The organism is Paenibacillus glycanilyticus, assembly GCF_023715145.1.
In the GTDB taxonomy this organism is placed as follows: Bacteria; Bacillota; Bacilli; order Paenibacillales; family Paenibacillaceae; genus Pristimantibacillus; species Pristimantibacillus glycanilyticus_A.
In genome coordinates this window covers 122,957-143,777 of record NZ_JAMBNP010000004.1, presented here as the reverse complement: position 1 = coordinate 143,777, position 20,821 = coordinate 122,957, and the positions used below count along the sequence as shown (strand labels likewise).

Annotated in this window: 14 protein-coding genes; 11 read left to right on the top strand and 3 right to left on the bottom strand. The window is 49.7% G+C overall.

The genetic code is table 11. The features are described 5' to 3' along the window. Positions 1-139 precede the first annotated feature (139 nt). The gene (locus M3194_RS13040; RefSeq protein ID WP_251654496.1) at positions 140-3,211 is read left to right on the top strand and encodes an NHL repeat-containing protein; all 3,072 of its coding nucleotides are present in this window, start codon (positions 140-142) and stop codon (positions 3,209-3,211) included. Beyond that, a complete protein-coding gene (locus tag M3194_RS13035; protein ID WP_251654494.1) occupies positions 3,208-5,118 on the top strand; it encodes a pentapeptide repeat-containing protein in 1,911 nt (636 codons plus the stop codon). The genes M3194_RS13040 and M3194_RS13035 overlap by 4 nt, the downstream gene beginning before the upstream one ends. Positions 5,119-5,212: 94 nt before the next feature. On the opposite strand, the gene M3194_RS13030 is transcribed toward M3194_RS13035, so the two are convergent. From M3194_RS13030 to M3194_RS13020, 3 genes are read right to left on the bottom strand one after another with little or no spacing between them, the layout of a single operon-like run. Next, positions 5,213-6,301, bottom strand: a complete 1,089-nt coding sequence (locus tag M3194_RS13030) for a GerAB/ArcD/ProY family transporter (protein WP_251654492.1) — start codon at positions 6,299-6,301, stop codon at positions 5,213-5,215. Positions 6,302-6,334: 33 nt separating this feature from the next. Next, a complete protein-coding gene (locus tag M3194_RS13025; protein ID WP_251654490.1) occupies positions 6,335-7,471 on the bottom strand; it encodes a Ger(x)C family spore germination protein in 1,137 nt (378 codons plus the stop codon). Between the two features lie 37 nt (positions 7,472-7,508). Continuing rightward, positions 7,509-8,975, bottom strand: a complete 1,467-nt coding sequence (locus M3194_RS13020; protein WP_251654488.1) for a spore germination protein — start codon at positions 8,973-8,975, stop codon at positions 7,509-7,511. Between the two features lie 191 nt (positions 8,976-9,166). Between M3194_RS13020 and M3194_RS13015 the strand changes: the two genes are divergently transcribed. The 9 genes from M3194_RS13015 (at position 9,167) to M3194_RS12975 (ending at position 20,656) form a co-directional block, all read left to right on the top strand. After that, entirely contained in the window at positions 9,167-9,646 is a 480-nt protein-coding gene (locus M3194_RS13015) for a GNAT family N-acetyltransferase (RefSeq protein ID WP_251654486.1), read from the top strand. Next, positions 9,615-10,367 (top strand): YwaF family protein, encoded by a 753-nt coding sequence (locus M3194_RS13010; protein ID WP_251654484.1) that lies wholly within the window; start codon positions 9,615-9,617, stop codon positions 10,365-10,367. Before M3194_RS13015 ends, M3194_RS13010 begins: the two co-directional genes overlap by 32 nt. 248 nt (positions 10,368-10,615) lie before the next feature. Continuing rightward, positions 10,616-11,866 (top strand): beta-N-acetylhexosaminidase, encoded by a 1,251-nt coding sequence (gene nagZ / locus M3194_RS13005; protein WP_251654482.1) that lies wholly within the window; start codon positions 10,616-10,618, stop codon positions 11,864-11,866. Between the two features lie 92 nt (positions 11,867-11,958). Next, entirely contained in the window at positions 11,959-12,222 is a 264-nt protein-coding gene (locus M3194_RS13000; RefSeq protein ID WP_251654480.1) for a hypothetical protein, read from the top strand. A gap of 604 nt (positions 12,223-12,826) precedes the next feature. After that, complete coding sequence (locus M3194_RS12995) at positions 12,827-15,121, top strand: helix-turn-helix domain-containing protein (protein ID WP_251654478.1); 2,295 nt, start codon at positions 12,827-12,829, stop codon at positions 15,119-15,121. 16 nt (positions 15,122-15,137) lie between these two features. Then, the gene (locus tag M3194_RS12990) at positions 15,138-16,787 is read left to right on the top strand and encodes a type 2 periplasmic-binding domain-containing protein (RefSeq protein ID WP_251654476.1); all 1,650 of its coding nucleotides are present in this window, start codon (positions 15,138-15,140) and stop codon (positions 16,785-16,787) included. Between the two features lie 236 nt (positions 16,788-17,023). Then, positions 17,024-17,947 carry an ABC transporter permease gene (locus M3194_RS12985; RefSeq protein WP_251654475.1) on the top strand — a complete coding sequence of 308 codons (924 nt, stop codon included), beginning with the start codon at positions 17,024-17,026 and terminating at the stop codon, positions 17,945-17,947. Positions 17,948-17,962: 15 nt separating this feature from the next. Next, on the top strand, positions 17,963-18,871 hold the full coding sequence (locus M3194_RS12980; protein ID WP_251654473.1) for a carbohydrate ABC transporter permease: 909 nt from the start codon (positions 17,963-17,965) through the stop codon (positions 18,869-18,871). 111 nt (positions 18,872-18,982) lie between these two features. Continuing rightward, positions 18,983-20,656: an extracellular solute-binding protein gene (locus M3194_RS12975; RefSeq protein WP_251654896.1), complete on the top strand. Its 1,674-nt coding sequence runs from the start codon at positions 18,983-18,985 to the stop codon at positions 20,654-20,656. Positions 20,657-20,821: the final 165 nt, after the last annotated feature.

The window sequence follows — 20,821 nt, the reverse complement described above, 5'->3', positions numbered from 1 at the left end:
TTTACATTTTTATGAAAATAAACAAAGCGAATTCGGTAGTTCCAGAGACTTATTTCATATGTTCATGGCATTGACTATAATGAGCATGCGGGTAGCTGGATAACGTTACCAGCAAAGCTAATATCGAAAGGGGTAATTTATGTTACTGAGAGAGCCGACAGTCAGAAATCTCAATGTGCATTATGATCTGCGATTTCTGGGTGAAACGGGACAGGATGAGCCTCTAATTCTAAGAGCAGGCGGCACATCGTATCCACTGGTAAGACATAATTTCGATTCTTTGAGCGAGAGCGGCTTTTTGTCCGAGCCGAAAGACTCTCATCCCACGCATTATTGCGTCTCCGTACCACACGACAGTTCCAAGGTTCAGTTCATTCGAGTCTTTGGTCCACCTGACCATCAAGGCATCCCCACGCTTAAGGCAGCCGCCATCTCCACATCCACCAGCGGGAAGGTGTTTTCTGCGGCCGATACGGCAAAATCCATCTTGTTTCTCAACCCAAGCATTACCGTGCTAACGCCAGATCACTCGGATACCGTATTGAAGCATATGGATAATTCCGACGAGCTTAGCCAAATGGTGTTCATTATCGAGCAGCTGAAGGACGGCTGGAATACGCCAACGGTCATAACGGATGACAATGGTCAGCCGGTTCTGGATAAGGAAGGAAAGCCATTCTACGCCTATGAGCTTCACCCCTTCTTGTTGAATCTTACCGCAGGTGCTTCGGCTAGCATCAAAAGCAAGATTTACAGCGATGCTACCTTGCGCGGCGTCCGTTGGAATGTGCAGCCGGGAATCAGCCACATTGCAACGAATCAGGGGAATACGGCTGTCTCGGCAGTTAGTCAGAGCGGATATCATTATAATCTGAAGGATGGCGGTCCTCAATACGGCGTTTCAGTAGCGGTTGAGAAGCTGACCGATTCATTCGAGCTTGATCTGAAGGTTACCAATTCATTCATCCGGCACATGTCTGTCTACGCGACTTTCTATAAGGGGGATGGCGTCACTCCCATTGAGATGAATGACGATGCTTTACTTGCGTTGCTGCGCGGAGAAAACCTTCTCGAAGTGAAGGAATGGATGGATGCATTAGGCGAGGCGGAGCAGCTTCTGCTTGGAACCAAGTCGCTCAAGTTCATAGGCAATGTCAGCGCAGAGGGGACTTTTCTCGGCATTCCTGTCACGGAAGCTTCTTCTTTGTTCTCATTCCAGCTGCCAACCGCTGATCCGATCGGCAAACTCCGTCTATCCATCGGAAGTCTCGGCAACGGCAACTCGCATTCCGATGCGGATCCGAACGCGGCTTGGATCGGTATTGGGGCGACTTCGCTGATGGAATTGGTCATCCCGACCGTGTCCTTGATTTTGACGGTTGGCACCGAGAGCAGCAAGATGTTCGACACGCTCTTCAAGAAAGTCAAATTTATCGCTCCTACGGTTTATTCCATCTATACAATCGTCAAGGATATCATCAACGACTCTAGCAATACCGGCAACGATGTAAAAAACATGATCGCCTCGCTTGCGGACAGGATTGTCTCCACGCTTCTCACAGGGTCCGAATTTGCAGCAGAGCTCGCTGCGATTTTGTCGGCAGAGGAAGTCGAAGAAGCTATTCCCGTCGTAGGCTGGGGACTGAAAGCTTTGGCGCTTGAAGGAACTGTCGCTCAATTAGCTCAAACCGTTGGCGAAGTTATAGCTTCTCCGCGAGTGGTTGATTTTGAATTGACCGTGACGATGGATGCAACAATCTCTCTGCTAGCGGCAGCAGACGACGGAGCGCAGCCCGAATTCGCGGCTACCGCGGCCTATTATATCGTAACGGCGCAATATAGCGACAATACAACTCGTACATACAGAGGCGATATTCAAGACTCGAAGGTAGCCAGTATCTCGTTCGAGCTTAAGGATGTTCCCGTCGGAGGAAAAGTTACTTTTCTGGCTGCCGTATACTCCAAGGAAGGATGGCTTGTCGGCGGGGGGAAAACGGAACAATTGGATAATTTGCTTACGCCAGGCAAAGGACAATTGCTTGCTTCCGTGAACGTAAAACAGATGCTGTATCCGCTTAATGAACAGATGACCTACCAGCATAGCCAGCTGCTGGTCCAGCAGAATGGCCAATATTCGTGGCAGCATACAGCCGAACCTCCATCAGAAACCGCCGAAAACCTCGGAACAGGAGGGAGCGGACATGTGCTTGAGAATCTTGCCGGGTTGACGCTAAATTCTAATATGGGGCTGCTAGGCTATGCTTGGCAAGCTTCCGGCATGAATATCCCGCCGGTCGACGGTGACAACGGAGACAATCTGCAGCTGTACGCTTTCAAGAATATCTCCTATGGCCCGAATCCGAACGCAGGCGTGATGAATACGCCCAAAGGCTATAATAAAGCCCCGCTGCTCGCTTATCCGCAGTTGGGAACGGAAAGCGGATCTGCCGAATATTTTTACTTGGACCCAACCGGAGATTCCGAGAATGGGTACCATCTCCGGCGAATTAAGCCGGTCAATGACCCTTCGGTTCCGCAGAATAGTCCGAGTCGGGAATTCAACTTAACCGAGAAAGAGAGCTGGGGACGTTTCAATCTGAACCCGGCATCGATGGCCTACCATTCGAATGGATACGTTATTGCTGTCAATCCCGCATATCCCGTCATGCAGATTTTGCAGATCCCTTCGAGCAGCCAATCGGAAGACCAAGCGCCATGGGCAATGATTACGCTAGGACCAGGCACGCGGGAGGGACTTCTTCTGCAGCCGGAACTCGTTGCCATCGCTCCGAATCAGACGGTATATGTCTTAGAGAAGGGCAACCAGCGTATCCAGGCATTCAGCCGCGGGGGCCATCCGGTAGCCGCTTTTGTCGATCCCGCGTATCCGTATTGGATCAATCTGGTGAATCACGACGCAACGCAGGATGTGAATTATCTCGCCATGAGCGTAGAAATTCAAGGACACATCTATGTATTAAGCCAGTATGGAAACGGTTATGAAGCAGATCAGTACTACCTGGATATTTACACGCCTGCCGGAAGCCATTTAGTTACACAGAAGGGATTGGTCGCTGCGTCGATGGCCGTTGATCTCTGGCGCAATCTGTATACCTTGAATTTCCAACAAATCAGCTCTCCAGAAGGGCGCACGGAGCCTTCGGTCAGCGAATGGACCCCGAGCACGCCAAGAAAGGACGGAATCCAATGAATCCTATTACAAAGTGGACCTTCAACACAGACACGCTCGGGTATGTAGGGTGCTATTATCATGAATTAGGTTATGCGGGCGGATTAGCCATCGTTGGCATCGGTGGTGGAAGTAGTCATGAATTTAATATTTATAACTTGGGCGGCAGCTTGATCGCTCTTCAGGATCCGGAAACGAACTGGTATTGGAACAGTCATTATAATGACGCGATGATGTTGTGGAATAATATCGACCATAATTTTACGTCCGACCATATAGGGGATGAACAAAAGTTTCGGCTTATTAATCGAGGCCATGGACAGGTATCTTTCCAATGTGCAGCAGGGCCTTTCGCCGGGAAATATATTCAATCCGTCCAGGGAGGCTGGTATCCCGTCAATTGGGGATATGGGAATGGCACTTTAGAGATGAAGGAAGAGTCGTTATTCAAGGTAGGCGGCAATCTGTTGCCTATCTTGATTATTACGAACTCCGCGCGGGACTTGGATCTGTCCGGCGCAGATTTATCCGGTCTGAACCTAGATAATGCAGATCTTACGAATGCTATCTTTAGAGGAGCAACCTTCACCAAGGTGCAATCCTTTCATAACGCACAGTTCGTCAATGCCGATCTACAGCAAGCCAATTTTGACGGTCTATCCCTGAACGGTGCCAATTTCGCGTATGCCGATTTCAGCGGAACCGATCTAACAAAGATCCTGCCTTCACCGTCTCAGCTATCCCATGCCAAGCTGATTAAAGCCAATCTGAGGGGTGTCGATTTGTCCAAGTCTAATCTGACGAACGCGAACCTGAGCGGCGCGATATTGGACGGAGCAAACCTAAGCGGAGCGGACTTGTCTGGAGCGGACTTCACCGGCGCATCCCTTGTGAACACGAAGCTTGACGGTGCGATTATGCACAATACCCGGTTTGACCATTGTAACCTGACGCAAGTATCCTTCCAGTATCCGCCGGACTTCACCAGAGCCGAGAAGGATCGTACTTCCTTTATCCAGGCGGTCGTACCCTTTAAGCTGCTTGGCAGCGACTGGTCATATCTCGATCTGTCCGAAGCAGCGATTACGGATATTCCGGAAGCCTTTGCCGCCTTGAATGCGAATTATGCATTGCTGCCGGATGGATTGGATCTTAGCAAAAAAGATCTTCGAGGCGCTTCCTTTATCGGAAGCCGAATGTATGAGATTCAGCTCCAGGAGGCCAACCTGGAGAAAGCGAAGCTTGCGCATGCCCGGCTGAAAGGGGCCAAATTGACCGGTGCCAATCTCTCAATGGCTAACCTTGACAGCGCCTATCTGATATCCGAGAATGCCCCGTCTCCAAGTGATCCGGTCAAGCATGAAGCGGCGGTCGTAGATGATGCGTTCCTCTTCAACACGAATCTTACAGGTTCATTTTGCGATGGGGTGGACTTCTCAGGCTCATTGTTCATGACCTATGCCGGTCTTGATCCGGACGGTATCGCCAGCGCAAAAGGCGCCACGATGAATCTGGCCAAATTCAATAAAGCCATATTGATTCAAGCCGACTTCGACGACGCTCAACTGGCAGGCAGCGATTTCAGCGACGCCGTATTGGTCGGCGCAAGCTTTAAGCAAGCGCAGCTGACTCCGGCTACGCAGCCGCCTAACCCTGACGCCAGCTTCTATGAAGCGGATTTGCGCGGCGCGGACTGTACCGGCGCCAATATGGATGGGCTTGATATGCGATCCGCGCAAGTATCGACCGAGCAGGGTGAGTTTACTCAGATCTACAAGGATTACTACGGGAATCAAATTCCCGTAATGCTGTCATATCCCGCTACAGCATTAGGGAACACAACTGCCGGAACGACTTGCCCGGATGGCTCCAAGGGACCTTGCCATCTGAAGCTGCTTACTGCCTCCTGGTCCGGCGATGAGAATTAATTAACTATACGAAGATTGAATAATATCTAGGGTAAAGCGCCTATCATTTCGCAGAGTAATCCGGAGAGACTGGAGTTATTGGGTTCTCTCCGGATTACTCTGCTTTGATCAGTCTTCTTTTCGCGGAAGTGATGATCCACAAAGCTGCCGGAATAGCTAATGCGCAGACGGGAATTACGATAAATTCCCACAATCTCTGCAGCGTCATGATTGCGGATTCATTAGGGATAATCATGCCAATGATATAGATGACCGGAGCGCTGAACCAGATCAGGGGTTTCCATCTCTTGGTCCGAAGCACCTGAGACAATTCATAACTCGTTATGAACAGATACAGCGATATTTTCGCAAACACGCCAAATATCCAAATAAAGATGACGAGAATATCCAGATTCTGAATGAAATTCAAAATGTTAATGGACCGAACAAGCATGAAATAGGGGAATCTGAGCTCCTGAGCTAACGTAGGACCAAACACCAGCAGCACCATAACCGTTGAAACGGCAAGCAAGATTCCGGTTAACCAGACGCTTGCCAGCGACTTCTTCATAATATTCTTGGGATTGGACACAAACGACAGCAGGACCAGCACCATAAACGATTCTGCCAGAAATGAGGTTGGTGCAAACGAGGCTTTCACGATCTCCGTCACGCTTGCGTCGCCAAAAACCGGCACCAGGTCAATCCATCTCGCGTTGGTTGCATTAAGCAGAAAGCTGACCAGCAGGGTAATGATGGTAAGAGGTCCGACGATTTCGCAAAAACGGCCGATCCCCGTAATTCCGCATGTACCCGATAAATAAATCGCGGCTCCCAATATCATGGCCATTAGCACCCAAACCGGTGTTTTGTCCAGCAGGACTAGATGAATAAAGTCTGCAAAGGAACGGAGAACATCCCCGGATAAAATAAACCAGGCGGTAAAATAGGGGATAGGGACTATTTTGCCAAGCCATGACCCAAGAAGCTCTTGGCTGAATTGGGCCAGACTCTGACCGGGATGCTGCATCCCGACTTTGACGACCAGATAAGTGATGGCTCCGCCAAGCAGGCATGCGATAAGCATGGACAGCCATGCATCTTGCTTGGCTATCTCCACGGCAGGCGAGATACGAAGCCAGACAGCCATAACCACTTCCGCAGTTGTAACGATCCAGAATAATTGCCACCCCGTTATTTTCATGTCCTCCGTCCTTTCCTGCATGCCTACTGACCGTCATATTGAAGAATTGGTTTGCCCCGGATCCTGGTACCGAAGATGTACCTCGACCGTAATGGGAAGCTTGCTGAACGTCTCGTTCCAGTCCTTCTGCAAAGATTTCCATTCCCGAGGATATTTGTTGTGAACATGCCTCGCGATTCCGAAAAATTCGGCTTTGTATTGCTTCTGTGCTTTTTGGATCAGCTTAACGACAGCCTGTTCGGCTTCCTTGCTCATGTTCTTTTCAATAGTTCGAAGATCCTTCGCAAGGGAAGGATCAAGCGAGGAATTGTTCTCTACGATGTCTCCGGTTCCGCTTAATTGGATATGCAAGCGCATGCCGTTCGAGTCCTTGACCACTTTGATATGACTCTTGAGACCTTGCGCTCTTAGGCTGATGCTGCCATTGTTTTGTTTTCCCGAGGTTGATACGATAAGCGCTCTTTGTCTTCCCTTAATCCAATTCGCATAATAGGATTCCTCGGGCTTTAAAAATCCGACAAGCTTAAGGGCATTCTCCTTGTTCAATACGGCTGCCCCAGCATAATTGAACCTTTTGGCAGATGCTTGGATGCTGATGGCAGGCAGGAGGACGGATCCGCCTTTTGGACGCGATTCGCAAAGAAATTCCCTATAGTAAAAGGGCTTCATGCCTAAGGCCATCTGAACGCTGCCCAAAGCCGTGCTTATTAAGGGATCAAAGACGGGCTCCGTTTCAAGGATATCCTTCGCGGTACCGTCCTTAACCACAAAAATGACGGATCTCATTTCCGATTTCGGATTGCGCACGACCATATCCAAATATTTATTCATGCCTTGCTCCGCCATGCGCTGGCCGATCAAGATCGTTTGGCGATGCGCATAGAACAAGGTACGTGAGAGCTGCGTCTGAATGTTTTGACCCGCATCCATGAAATCCTTGCCGGTTGCGCTGACGACCACAAAGCTTCGTTTCTTGTTCGGACCGGTATCCGGACCTCCCAAGCCTGCAGGAATCGCAATCTGGGAGCTTACTTCCAGCCGTCCATCCTGGTTAATGTCAAGTCCGCCGCCAATTACAATCGCAAGCTGGTTGGTCTCCTTCAGGTTCCAGCAGCCGCTAGTCACGGCAGACAGGAGCAACAAACAAACGGTTATTAGTGATTTATTCATCAACAATTAATCCCGCCTTACTATTCAGGTGTAATTGTCAGCTTGTACGTCTTCTGGGCCTTCTCAGAAAAACATTCTTCAGCTTGTTTTGTTTCGTCGGTGCGATAGGCTCCAGATATGGCGTTCCAAGCGGATTTAATTGAATCAGGTGAGTCAGGATCATAATCAACCCAAGAGCCACGCCAAACAGACCAAACAATCCGGACAAAACCAGCAATGGGAAACGCAGCATTCTTAAGGGGTAACCGAACCGGTAACGCGGAATAACGAAAGACGAAATACCTGCTGCCGACACGACGATTACGATAGGCGCCGAAATAATTCCCGCTTGTACGGCGGCTTGTCCGATTACCAAGGCTCCCACAATACTGACGAGCGGACCGATTTGCTGAGGAAGGCGAATCCCGGCTTCCCTTAAGCCTTCGAACATGAATTCCATCAGAAACACCTCGATTACCGTCGGAAAAGGGGATTGTTCCCTAAGGCCCGTGATGCTCATCATGAGTTTCGGGGGCATCATTTCGGGATGATACGTGGTCAGCGCAATATAAACGGAAGGAAAGAGAATGGAAAAAAGAGCGAACAAATAACGGATCCACCGGTTCATGGTTACGTATAAGAAACGTTCATAGTAATCATCCGGTGCTTGAAGACCGTCCCAGAACGTCATGGGCACGACAAGTACGATTGGAGTTCCGTTAACAAAAACGGCTATTCTCCCTTCCAGCAGTCCCGCGGCCACAACATCTGCCCGCTCGGTACTCTGCATTTGCGGAAACGGCGAATAACTGCTGTCTTCGATATATTCCTCGATATAGCCGGATTCCAGAACGCTTTGTATATCGATTCCCGCGATTCTTGTCCTTACTTCATTAATCAGATCAGGAGTTGCAATCCCTTTGATATAAGCGAGAACAACCTCGGTTTTCGTAAATTTGCCGATTTCAAAGGGTTCCATCTTAAGATCCGTCGTCACGATAATCCGCCGTAGCAGTGTCGTATTCGTCCGCAGCAGCTCGGTAAAGCTTTCGCGGGTTCCGCGAAGGGCTGCTTCGGTTGAAGGCTCTTCAATGGACCTTGTTTCGTACTGAGAGACATCAGCCAGAAGGACGGAAGCTTCACCATCCGCCAGGAACGCAACATTTCCTTTTAGAATAAGGTCTGCGGCTTCTTCGAATGTGGATACCTTCTGGGTCTGCAATGCTGCAACAAGTTCCATTTCGCACATTTGGGCCAGGCTGCTAAGTACCCCGAGTCCTTGGGGTACTCCTTCATATAGCAAAGGTTTAAGGATTGTGTTCTGGACAAGATCTTTATCGATCATGCCGTCGACATACAGCAATAGAAGCTTGGCGTCATCGCGCAGGGTTACACGGCGGAAGACGATATCAGAGCAGTGCTCAAATATGGATATCAGCGTTTGTTCGTTGTCTTTCAGGGAAGAACTGACCGTCCGAGCAGGATTCACTTGCGAAGTGACGCCTTCATTCGATGGCTTTGGCAATCTTGTCACCTACCACTGGAAATGTTTTGGGTTTCTTGATACTATACCCAAACGCCGAAGAAGCATACTTTGGAAGGAAAGTATGCTTCAAGTCGCTTCGCATTCTAATTCATGTGGCAGGAACCTTACGATTGTTGTCTAATTGAATTTAAGGGGACTGAATGCACGATATAGAAACAGGGGGGATTCCGTTGAATGAGCTTCATATCACGAAGGCTGCGCCTCTAATCGTTGAGAATTTAAAGCGTCTGGTGGATGAAAGTACGGGCGAAGGATTTCGTCACGTGCTACGGCTGGCGAACGATTACGAAGCCGGTACCAATAGATTCGACAAAGAAGGAGAAGCACTCTTCATCGCAATCCAACACGGCGAAATTGTAGGGATTTGCGGATTGAATCAAGACCCTTACTCAAGTGATAGCAGAGTTGGTCGCGTTCGTCGGCTTTACGTTCTGCCCAGTGTTCGGCGATTCGGAATAGGACGCATGCTGATGGAATCCGTTATTGCGGAAGCCAAAGATAGCTTTCAGATTCTAGTATTAAGAACGGATAATCCGGATGCGGATTTATTTTATCAATCTATCGGATTTTCCGTTTCGGTTGGTGCAAAGCAGGATACGCACTTTGTGAAGTTATCTCATGGAGACATGGCTGCAGAAGGGAGGGAATGAATTGCCTTCGTTTTTCACCCGGCATGCGGAAGAAAGTTTCATGCCATACTCTGCTTCACATCTAGCGATGATTGCCGGCTTGGTCTTATTGGCGCTCCTGCTGTATTTCTTTCGATCTGGAATTCGCAGCCATACTCCCGTAAAAGCAATTATCCGGTACAGTCTACTCTTAGGACTACTCATACCTCAGATTGTCCTGTATTACTGGTATGCGGTCCAAGAATTATGGGATGTTCAATACACGCTTCCGCTTGAGCTCTGCAGTATATCGCAGCTGCTTGCCATCATCATGCTGCTTACGCGAAGCCGCCTGCTGTATCAGATCGTGTTTTTCGCGGGTATCGGCGGCGCGATGCAAGCGATGTTAACGCCGGATTTAGATTATCCGTTTCCGCATTTCCGGTTTTTTCACTTCTTCATCGTTCATATCGCGATTATTCTTGCCCCTCTCTACATGACATGGATCGAACGTTTCCGTCCGACTTGGAAGTCCGTCTGGATGACGATGATATTTCTGAACATACTTCTAGTCGTTGTAGGTGGCACGAATTATTGGCTGGATGCCAACTACATGTTCCTTAGGTTTAAGCCGGAAGGCGCGTCCCTATTAGATTGGTTGGGGCCGTACCCGTATTATTTGGCAGTGGAAGAAATCATTGCTCTTATCCTATTTACGTTGATGTACATGCCTTTTATCCAGTGGAGGAAACGATCCACTTAACACCGAAAGCCGATAATTAACGATTATGAAGTCATAAATATAAGTTCAAACAACCGTGCCGGGGCACGGTTGTTTTCATTAATAAGCTAATCGTAAGCTTATGGGAGGATAAAGCCATTACCGCATAGAACATGGTAATGAGGACAACGAAGAATAACTACGTATAAGCTCGCTTCCGGAAGGTACATAATACTCTCATGTTTGCCTAAATCCCGTGACACAATCCATTACTATGATAGGAGGTTAATATGAGATTCCTTCAACTCTATATCGCATGCACAACGGCACTTTTACTCTTCGTACTTGGCGGCTGCAGCATTAAGCAGTCAGAGCCGGCTGCTCCAACAACAACAAAAAGCCCTTCATCAAGCGCTCCGCAGCAGATTGACCACGAGTCGCCTGCAGAAGATCCGACAGCCGACCTCGTTGCATCCATGAGCTTGACCGAGAAGATTGGCCAAATGGTGTTGGTAGGAATGGACGGCACAGAAGTACAGCCGGACATCAGCTCGCTTATCAAGGAAAGCCGGGTAGGCGGAATTATTTTGTACGGCGATAATATCAAGACCGCGTCCCAGACAAGCAAGCTTGTTAATAGTCTTAAGCGGATCAATCGCGACGCGGGCGGAAAGCTGCCGCTTCTCTTAAGCACGGACCAGGAGGGAGGACGGGTTTCTCGTCTGCCGAAGGAAATAACGGCGTTTCCGGCCAGTAAGTCCGTCGGTCATACAAACGATCCCAAATATGCTTACAATGTAGGCGCTGCATTAGGCGAAGCGATAAAAGCAATTGGACTAAATACCGATTTCGCGCCGGTGCTTGATATCAATACGAACCCCAAAAATCCGGTCATAGGAGACCGGTCCTTCGGTACCACAGCCAAATTAGTAAGCAGCATGGGCGTGCAGGAGATGCTTGGGATCAAGTCGCAGGGGATTATACCCGTCGTAAAACATTTTCCCGGACATGGCGATACATCCGTTGATTCTCATCTCGGGCTGCCCATAGTAAACCATGATCTCAAACGGCTTCGAGCCATTGAATTTGTGCCGTTTCAATCGGCGATAAAAGAAGGCGCGCCCGTGGTAATGGTCGCTCACATCCTAATGACTAAGCTTGATCCGAATACGCCGGCTTCGATGTCCCGCACTGTCATCCAGAAGCTTCTTAGAGGGGAGCTGAAATTCAACGGGGTTGTCATCACGGACGACATGACGATGGGAGCCGTAGGAAAGGTTAAAGCAATAGGTCCCGCATCGGTACAATCGGTATTGGCCGGTGCGGATATCATTCTTGTCGGGCATGATTTGAAGCAGCAGCAATCCGTGGTTCAAGCTCTAACAACCGCGGCGAAAAGCGGCAAAATTCCGCAGTCCGTTATAGATGCCAGCGTATATCGCATAGCGAAGCTGAAACAAAGCTTCAGCTTGTCGGACCAACCCGCATCACTTGCCGATGTGTCAACGCTGAATCAACATATTAAAGCCGCTCTCAAATAAGAGGGCGGAAAATGAATCGCTAGTCGCCAGCCTTATGAAACTGCGATTACCGTTATTTTTAGGGGGAAAAGTCGAAGATAGGAGTTTGGGAGATGCCGAGTGGAGCGAAGAGATTTTTTAAGTTGTTTGCCAAAAACCTGAAAGAAGCAAAAGGACCGGGTCAGTACAGCACCAATGGAATTGCTATTACCTGCGTTCATTGTTATCACAATCAATTCAAGCACGGTTACGCACTATTAAATACATCGCTGATGAGCTTCCTTAACCTTGATTTTGCTAATCGTTCCGCGAATACATTGACTTGTGACCGTTGCGGCTATATTCATTGGTTTAATAAAGAAATTGATCGCATATAGTTCCAATCATGAAGATTAGGAAAGGGAGCAGACCGCCGCGCGGTTTTTGCTCTCTTTTATTTTTATAAGCATGGCTTGACGGGGTGCTACAATTGTTAGGACTGCAATTTCCAAAGGGGAAGGCGTAAGCTCAGATGTTATCCGATTTGCTGTGCAGCCTTATTCGCCTTGCCCACAATGTTCATCATAAGTTCAGCTGGAGACGGCAGCCTTTTCTCTCCCGAAGCTCAGCTATTCAACTCGTTTTTTGTTTCTTCGGGGTTCTTATACGGTGTTGGCTATGGACTAATCTCACACAAATTTGATAAAAAGAGGTAGCTTGTTCATGGGGAATTGCCTGTCCAGACTTCTGCCTTTACCGGATTAATCGTCAAATTTATGGATGTATATCCAAATACGAATATCTATTTCCAATGTTATGATATTCACAAGAAAAGCGAGCTTGGAGCAATAGAAAGACGATAAGCGACTGGGGGAATCCATCCTTCGGTTGCTTTTCCTTTGTCCGTTATACGAAATAAAGTGCGGAGAAAGGGATTTTATACGATAATAGAAACAGAGAGATTGAAAGCGTTGCCATCATTAAAGAGAGGGGAGGGAGCGAATGAAAAAGTATTCCAGCGTATTCAGAAGCTTCCTGGTGTCGTACATCATTATTTTAATCATTCCCAGCATAGCCGGATTCATCTCTTATCGTACCTCCATTTCGGTCACGCAGAAGCTGTCCATCGAGAATAGCGTGATGCAGCTGCAGAAGAGCAAGGAGCTGCTTGAGAGACGGATGGCGGAGGTCGAGGGCTTCACGAGGCAGCTGGCAATTAATCCGGATTTGAACGTTCTGATGAACGAGAAGAATAACGGGGAACAAACGAATGTGTACGGCATATGGAAAATGCTGCGAAGCGTATTGACGTTCGGACAGACCAACGATTTTCTTCAGCAGTTTTATATTTATCTGGGCAATTACAACGTTATCCTTACGCCGGGCTCCGCTTATGTCAGGCCCGAGCATTTCTACGACAATTTCCGTTACGAGGATCAATCCCTAGCTGAATGGAAGCAGTCTATTCTCGGCAAGACGCATCGCAGCGAAATCATGCCTTTGCGTAAATTCTACAACAAGGGAACAACGACCTCGGTCGTGACGTATATGCAATCCTTCCCTTTGGACAGCTTCAGCGGTTCGTCTCCGGCTGTCGCCGTTGTTATGATTGACGAGAATACGATTACGAATCTCTTAACGGGGATCACGGACAAATACGGCGGCTGGACGCAGATCAGCGACGCAAGCGGCAGGCCGATCGCATCGCTTGGCAGCGGCGTACCTGACATGAAGGCGCTGGCCAAGGATACAAGCTTCGACGAGAGCAAAACAAGCCAGTTCTACAATGACGATCTCGTCATTACCATTCACTCGGATACGAACGGCTGGGTGTACCGTTCCGGGATTCCGAGGCATGCCTTGCTCGAATATGCGAACCAGATCAAGTTCATGACCTGGACGTTCACCGGCATTGCCATTGCCGTTGGTCTGCTCGTCGGGTTGCTGCTTGCTTACCGCAACAGCGTTCCGATTCATAAGCTCGTGTCCGTCGTCAAGGAACAATTCGGCAAGGACGAGACGACGGGAAGGAATGAGTATGACTTCCTGCACGGTAATATTGCGGAGATGATCCGAAGCAGCAATCAGCTGGAATCCGAGCTGCGCCGGCAGCTTCCGCTCATCCGTGACGCTTTCCTTAAACGGCTTCTCTCCGGAGAACTGCAATCCCGCGAAGAGATTTTTGCGGCAGCATCTCAGGCGAACACGGGGATTTACGGTCACTCCGGCTACGTATGCATTTTGCATATCCAGGGCTATACGGGTATGGACAGCGTAGAGGTGTTAAACGAGCTGCATGCCGCAAGGCTGCTTCTGAAGCAAGCGCTGCTCGACATTGCCGGCTTTACGTTAACCACCGATTGGGGCTCTGATCGGATTGTCATCGTGTTTGCGGCCAAGGAAGCGGAGACCGGCAACGCGCTGGAACGCGAAGATATCGCAAGCCTGCTCGATCAGCTGCTGCGGCATGCGTTTGACGAATACCGCATATCCTTCACAGCCGCTCTCGGCGGTTCGTTTGAATCGGAAACAGAGGTCAACGTCTCCTACGAACAGGCGAAGCAGACAATGGATCACGCCTTGCACGCCGACCGCAAAGGGGTCGTCTGGTTTGATGAAATCCGGCTCGAGACCGCTACCTATTATTATCCGCTCGACATGGAGCTGCGCTTGATCGGCACGATCCGCGCGGGCGAATCGGAAGAGGCCAGACGCTTGGTCCGTTCCGTGCTGTCGCTTAATACCGAGCAGCGCGAGCTGTCGGTAGAGATGTGGCAGCAGCTCGTCGGCGAGCTGAAGGGAACGCTGCTGAAGCTGCTGGATCAGAAGCTATTTATGGAATCCGGCATGTTCGAGCAGCTCAAGGACCAGATCATTGCGATTCAAGCCGCCGACAAGCGGTCGTTCCAGAATGAGATTGAGGAAATCGCACAATCGATGTGCTCCGTCGTCGTGAGCCGCAAGAATGACGGCCATACGCGGATTATCGAGGCAATTAAAGCTTATATCTCCCAGCATTTCTCGGACTCCGATCTAACGCTGTACCGGGTAGCGGAAGAGGTGGAGCGGCCGGAAAAATACATCTCTCAGCTATTCAAGGAAGTGACAGGCTCGAATTTGTCCGATTACTTGGAGCAGGTACGGATGGAGCACGCCATTGCGCTGCTGCGCGAGAACCGTTACACAGTTGATGAAATTTCATCCCGCGCCGGCTATAACAGCTCGCACTCGTTCCGCAGAGCATTCAAACGCGTAACGGGAGTATCGCCGAGCTCCTATAGGCAGATCGCGGAGTAGTGAAGGAGGAATTACGTTGAACAAGCTTACTCGGCTTGGCTGGGTTGCCTTATTGCTTTGCTTTGTCCTTCTGGCTCTGCCTGCTTGTGATACGTTGGACCGCAAAGGCGATGAAGCGGACAAACCGCTTCGCATCAGCATCTTCGCGCAGCAAGACGTTGGCCAGAACTTGAAAACCAACGAGTTCTCGCGTCTGCTGGAGCAGAAGTTTAACGTCTCCTTTGACTGGAAGACGATTCCGTACGAAGGGGCCAAGGAGAAGCGGCAAATCTCTCTTGCGAACGGCCATTATCCCAATGCTTATATATTAACAAGCTATATTGATCAATTCTCGCAGGCGGACGTCATTCGTTACGGCAAGGAAGGCATATTTTATCCGCTTAATGATCTGATTGACCAGTATGCACCGCATATTAAGGAGGCCTTCGAGCGTGAGCCCGAGCTGCGCGCGCTCAATACCGCGCCGGATGGCAATATATACGGACTTGGAGCCTACAGCGACTGCTTTCACTGTTCGTATCCGTATAAGCTCTGGATGAACGACAAATGGGTGAAGAAGCTTGGACTTGATCTACCGCAAACAACCGAGCAATTGCGCGAGGTGCTTCGGGCGTTCAAGAACGGCGACCCGAATGGCAACGGGCTGCAGGATGAGGTTCCGCTAAGCGGCTCAACCGAGGAATTTGGCGTGCGCGTCCTGCCGTACTTAATGAACGGGTTTGTCTACGACGACGACCGGACGTATTTGAACGTGGCGGAGGGCAATATCAGCCTGGCGGCAGCCAAACCCGAATGGCGGGAGGGGCTGAAGTACGTCAAATCCTTATATGACGAGGGACTTATCGATATAGGCGCCTTTACCCAGAACGCAGATGCTTTCTTGAAACTTGGAGAGAATGAAGAGGCGCAAATTTTAGGCGCTGGAACGGCCATGCATCCCGCGATATTCGTGAATACCGGATCTGGCAATAAGCGGGGAAGTGATTACGTGCCGGTCCCGCCTCTTCAGGGGCCGCATGCATCGTACGCGGTATTCTATCCATCCGGCATCATGCCGGGCGCCAAATTTGTCATTACGGACAAAGCAAGTCCGGAAGCGCGCATTGCGCTCATCCGCATCGCGGATTATCTCTACACCCCGGAAGGTCAAGCAAATGCGGAGGTCGGCAAGGAAGGCATCGATTGGAGAAAGCCGGAGCAGGGGGAGAAGGCTCTGGATCCCCATATTCCTGCCCAATTCGCCAGCATCCCGCAGAAAGAAGGGGAAGCGCCGCGTAATACGAGATGGAGCGGCATGGGCCATTTCTACATGCCGAAGTCCTATCGGAACAGCTGGGTGCAGGATCTGGACATTTATTCGACGAACGGATACGAACGAAGACTATTCCAAGCAACCAAACTGTATGAAGGGAAAGAACCGAAGGAATATTTTCCGATGTGGTCGGTCTGGATTGATGCCGACAATGCGGATGAAGCAAGTATCCTGCAGTCCAACATCAAAAACGAGATCGATCAGAGCGCGATGCAGTTCATCACGGGTCAGCTTGACCTGGACAAGGACTGGACGTCCTATGTAGAAAGATTAAAGACGCTTGGATCGGACCGTTATGTCGGCATTATGCAGCAGGCGTACGATAGTTGGATAGAGGAAAAAATACAGAAATAGAATGGGAGCCGGCCGCGGCGAACGCGGCCGGCTTTTTTTTTGTCTTCATTGTACGGCGCTGCTAGGAACAAATGGCCGTACCATGCGGAAATGTCCCTCTATTTTCGGGAGATTTGTACGCAAAAAGACGCAATTGTACCTACCGGGGTACCTATAAAATCCCCTATGATCGTCCTGTAGAAAGCGCTCTCATTCAACATGGCAGGGTTTACTCGATTCAATAGGAGGGGATTGTTTTGGAAGCCGCTGGAAAACGTCTCAGCGCACGAAAAAGTTTCGCCAGACACTGGCAGTTGTATCTCGTAGTTGCACCACCGCTTTTGTTCTTTATCATTTTCAAATACTATCCGATGCTGAACGCGGTGCTTGCCTTCAAAGACTATTACGTCACGAAAGGCATATGGGGAAGCCCGTGGGTCGGATTTAAAAACTTCACAATGTTCTTTGAGAATCCGATGTTCGGATCACTTGTGAAGAATACGCTTAAGCTCAGCTTCTATCTGCTGCTTGCCGGATTCCCTATTCCGATCCTTCTAGCATTGATGCTAAACGAAGTGCGGGCACAGAAGTTCAAACGCTTCGTGCAGCTCGTCACTTTCGCGCCGTACTTTATCTCTACGGTCGTTATGGTGTCGATCATCATGCTTTTTCTGGCGCCAAGGCTTGGATTCGCAAACGTGTTTCTTAATCATTTGGGATTCGAGTCCATTAATTTCCTCGGCAATCCGGGCATGTTCTCGTCGATTTACGTCTGGTCCGATATTTGGCAGACGGCCGGCTATTCCGCCGTTATCTATTTGGCGGCTCTGTCGGGCATCGACCCAACCTTGTATGAAGCTGCTAAGGTAGACGGCGCCTCGCGCTTCCAGAAGATCTGGAATGTCGACCTCCCGGGTATTCTGCCGACGATCTCCATTATTCTGATTCTGAATGTGGGGAACGTGATGGCGATCGGCTTCGAGAAGGTGTACCTGCTCCAAAATCAACTGAATATCGCAAACTCCGAAATCATTGCGACATACGTGTACAAGATCGGCTTGCTGAATGCAAATTACAGCTTCGCAACAGCTGTTGGTTTGTTCAATTCGGTCATCAACCTTGTTCTGCTGTTCACGGTCAACGCAATGGCAAGACGGTTTTTGAAATCCAGCATCTGGTAATGAAGAGGTGTTCTCATGGCTAATATGGCGAAGACAAGAAATAAAATCAGAGAATCTGCAGGCGATAAAGTATTTTTGACCGTCATTTACATCATTCTTGCGCTCTTGCTGATCGCAGTGCTTTACCCGCTGATCTACATCTTCAGCAGCTCGTTTAGCAGTCCGACAGCCGTCTCGGCGGGGCGGGTCTGGCTGTGGCCGGTCGATATCTCGCTGAAGGGCTACGAATCGTTGTTCAAAAATCCGCAAGTGCTGACGGGATATGGCAATTCGCTGCTCTACACGGCGGCAGGCACGCTGATCAGCGTCTCCTTGACGATTATGCTGGCTTATCCGCTGTCGCGGTCGACCTTCTACGGACGAAACGTAATCATGATGATCATTACGTTCACGATGCTGTTCAGCGGCGGGTTAATCCCGACTTACATGGTCGTGAAGAGCATGGGCTTGATCGACACGAGATGGGCGCTGATCATCCCAAACGCGGTTTGGGTCTGGCAGGTCATTATCGCGCGGTCATTCTTCCAGCAATCCATACCGTCTGAGCTCGTGGAAGCAAGCGAAATCGACGGCTGCACCGATCTGCGCTTTATCCGCAGCGTTGTGCTGTCGTTATCCAAGCCGATCATCGCGGTTCTCGTCATTATGTATGCGGTAGGGCAATGGAATGCCTATTTCGATGCGTTGATTTACTTGAAGTCGGCCGATAAATTCCCGCTGCAGCTCATTCTCCGAAGTATCATCATTCAAAATAACAGCGGCAGCTCCAACATGGACGCGTTAAAACAGGTGGAACGACAACAGCTGGCGGAGCTCTTGAAGTACTCGCTGATCGTTGTGGCAACGCTGCCCGTGCTCATCATCTATCCGTTTGTACAGCGTTATTTCGTCCAGGGGATGCTGGTCGGCTCCGTCAAGGGCTGATCGATCCGCCGCATGGAAAGGGGTGATGCCGCTCGAAGCGCATCAGGAAAGTCCAATGCACCAACACATTGAATTGATAAAAGGGAGCGATTGCACGTGTTAAAACAGAGAATGGTCATTCTGCTCGTGACAGTCATGATGGTCAGCTTAGTCATGTCGGCTTGCTCGAAGAATAACGCAGGCAACAATACGGCGGCTACGAACAAGCCAGCCAATTCGGCTGCAACCAATGACGCCAAGCCAGCTGCGCCGCTAGACATCAAGCTGTTCGCGGTCCAAGAACCAAATATCGACCTGGCTACGAACAAATTCACGAAGCTCGTAGAAGAGAAATTCAACATCAAGTTCAATTTCGAAGCGATTCCGTCGGACGGCGCGAAAGAGAAACGCCAAATTTCCTTGGCGAGCGGCGACTTCCCGGATGCTTACATGCTGACAGCGTACATCGATCAATTCTCGCAAGCGGACCTGATCAAGTACGGCAAGCAAGGGGTACTTATTCCGCTGAATGAACTGATCGATCAATATGCGCCAAACATCAAGCAAGCGCTTGACAGCAACGCGGATTTGAAAGCGTTCAGCGTGGCGCCGGACGGCAACATTTACGGTCTGCCGGCGTACTCGCAATGCTTCCATTGTTCCTATCCGAACAAATTGTGGCTCAACACGAGCTGGCTGGAAAAGCTGAACTTGGAAATGCCGAAAACAACGGATGAATTCAAAAAGGTACTGGAAGCATTCAAAAACCAGGATCCAAACGGCAACGGCAAAAAAGACGAAGTGCCGCTCAGCGGCTCGACAGAGGACTTCGGCGTACGCGTCGTTCCTTACCTCATGAATGCGTTTGTGTATGACGACGACCGCAACCACTTGATGATGCAAGACGGCAAGGTTAGCTCCTCCGCCGTTACAGAGGAATGGAAACAAGGCTTAACGTACATTAAATCGTTGTTTGACGAAGGCTTGATCGATCCGGGCGCGTTCACCCAGAATGCCGAGGCTTTCAAAAAAATCGGCGAGAACGGCGATGCGCAAATTCTCGGCGCAGGGGCAGGCATGCATCCGGCGATCTTCCTGAACATTGACCAAGGCAACAAAAACTCGAAGGATTACAACCCGCTTCCGCCGCTTACCGGTCCGAGCAACGTCTCGCTCGCTACGCATGACGGCGGCGGCGTATCTCCAGGCGCGAAGTTTGCAATCACGAGCAAAGCCAGCAAAGAGAAGCAAATCGCACTGATTAAGCTGGTCGACTACATGTTTACGCCGGAAGGTCAAACAAACGGCGCATCCGGCATGAAAGACATCGACTGGAGAGATCCAAAAGAAGGCGAGCTTGCGCTCGGCGAAGGCGTCAAGCCGATGGTAGCTCCAATCCCGATGACGGAAGGCGAAGCGCCGCGTAACGCAGGCTGGAGCGGCATGGCCCACTTCTACATGCCGAAAGAATACCGCGACAGCTGGGTACAAGGCACTGATATTTACGATTCCGCAAATTACGAGCGTCGTCTGTATCAAGCTACGCTGCTTTACCAAGGCCATGAACCAAAAGAATTGTTCCCGCTGTGGGCGATTTGGCTGGACTCGGCAGATGTCGATGAAGCAACCATGCTCCAAACTAACATCAAAACGTACATTGACGAGAACGCGCTGCAGTTCATCACGGGCAACAAGAGCCTCGATAAGGATTGGGACAGCTATTTGAAAGGTCTTCAGGATCTGAAGCTGGACCGTTACCTGGAGATCCTGCAAAAAGCGTACGATGCCTCCACATTCAAGAAATAAGGCACTTGGCATAATTCCTTATTAATCCATCAAGGACACCTTTCTTTAAAGAAAGGTGTCCTTTTTACGTTGCAAATCTATGAAAATTTTCAAGTCAGCTGGTGTAATGCCCCAATCGTTCTTCCTATTAACTGTATACGCTAGTAAGTATGGAGATTAGAAGTT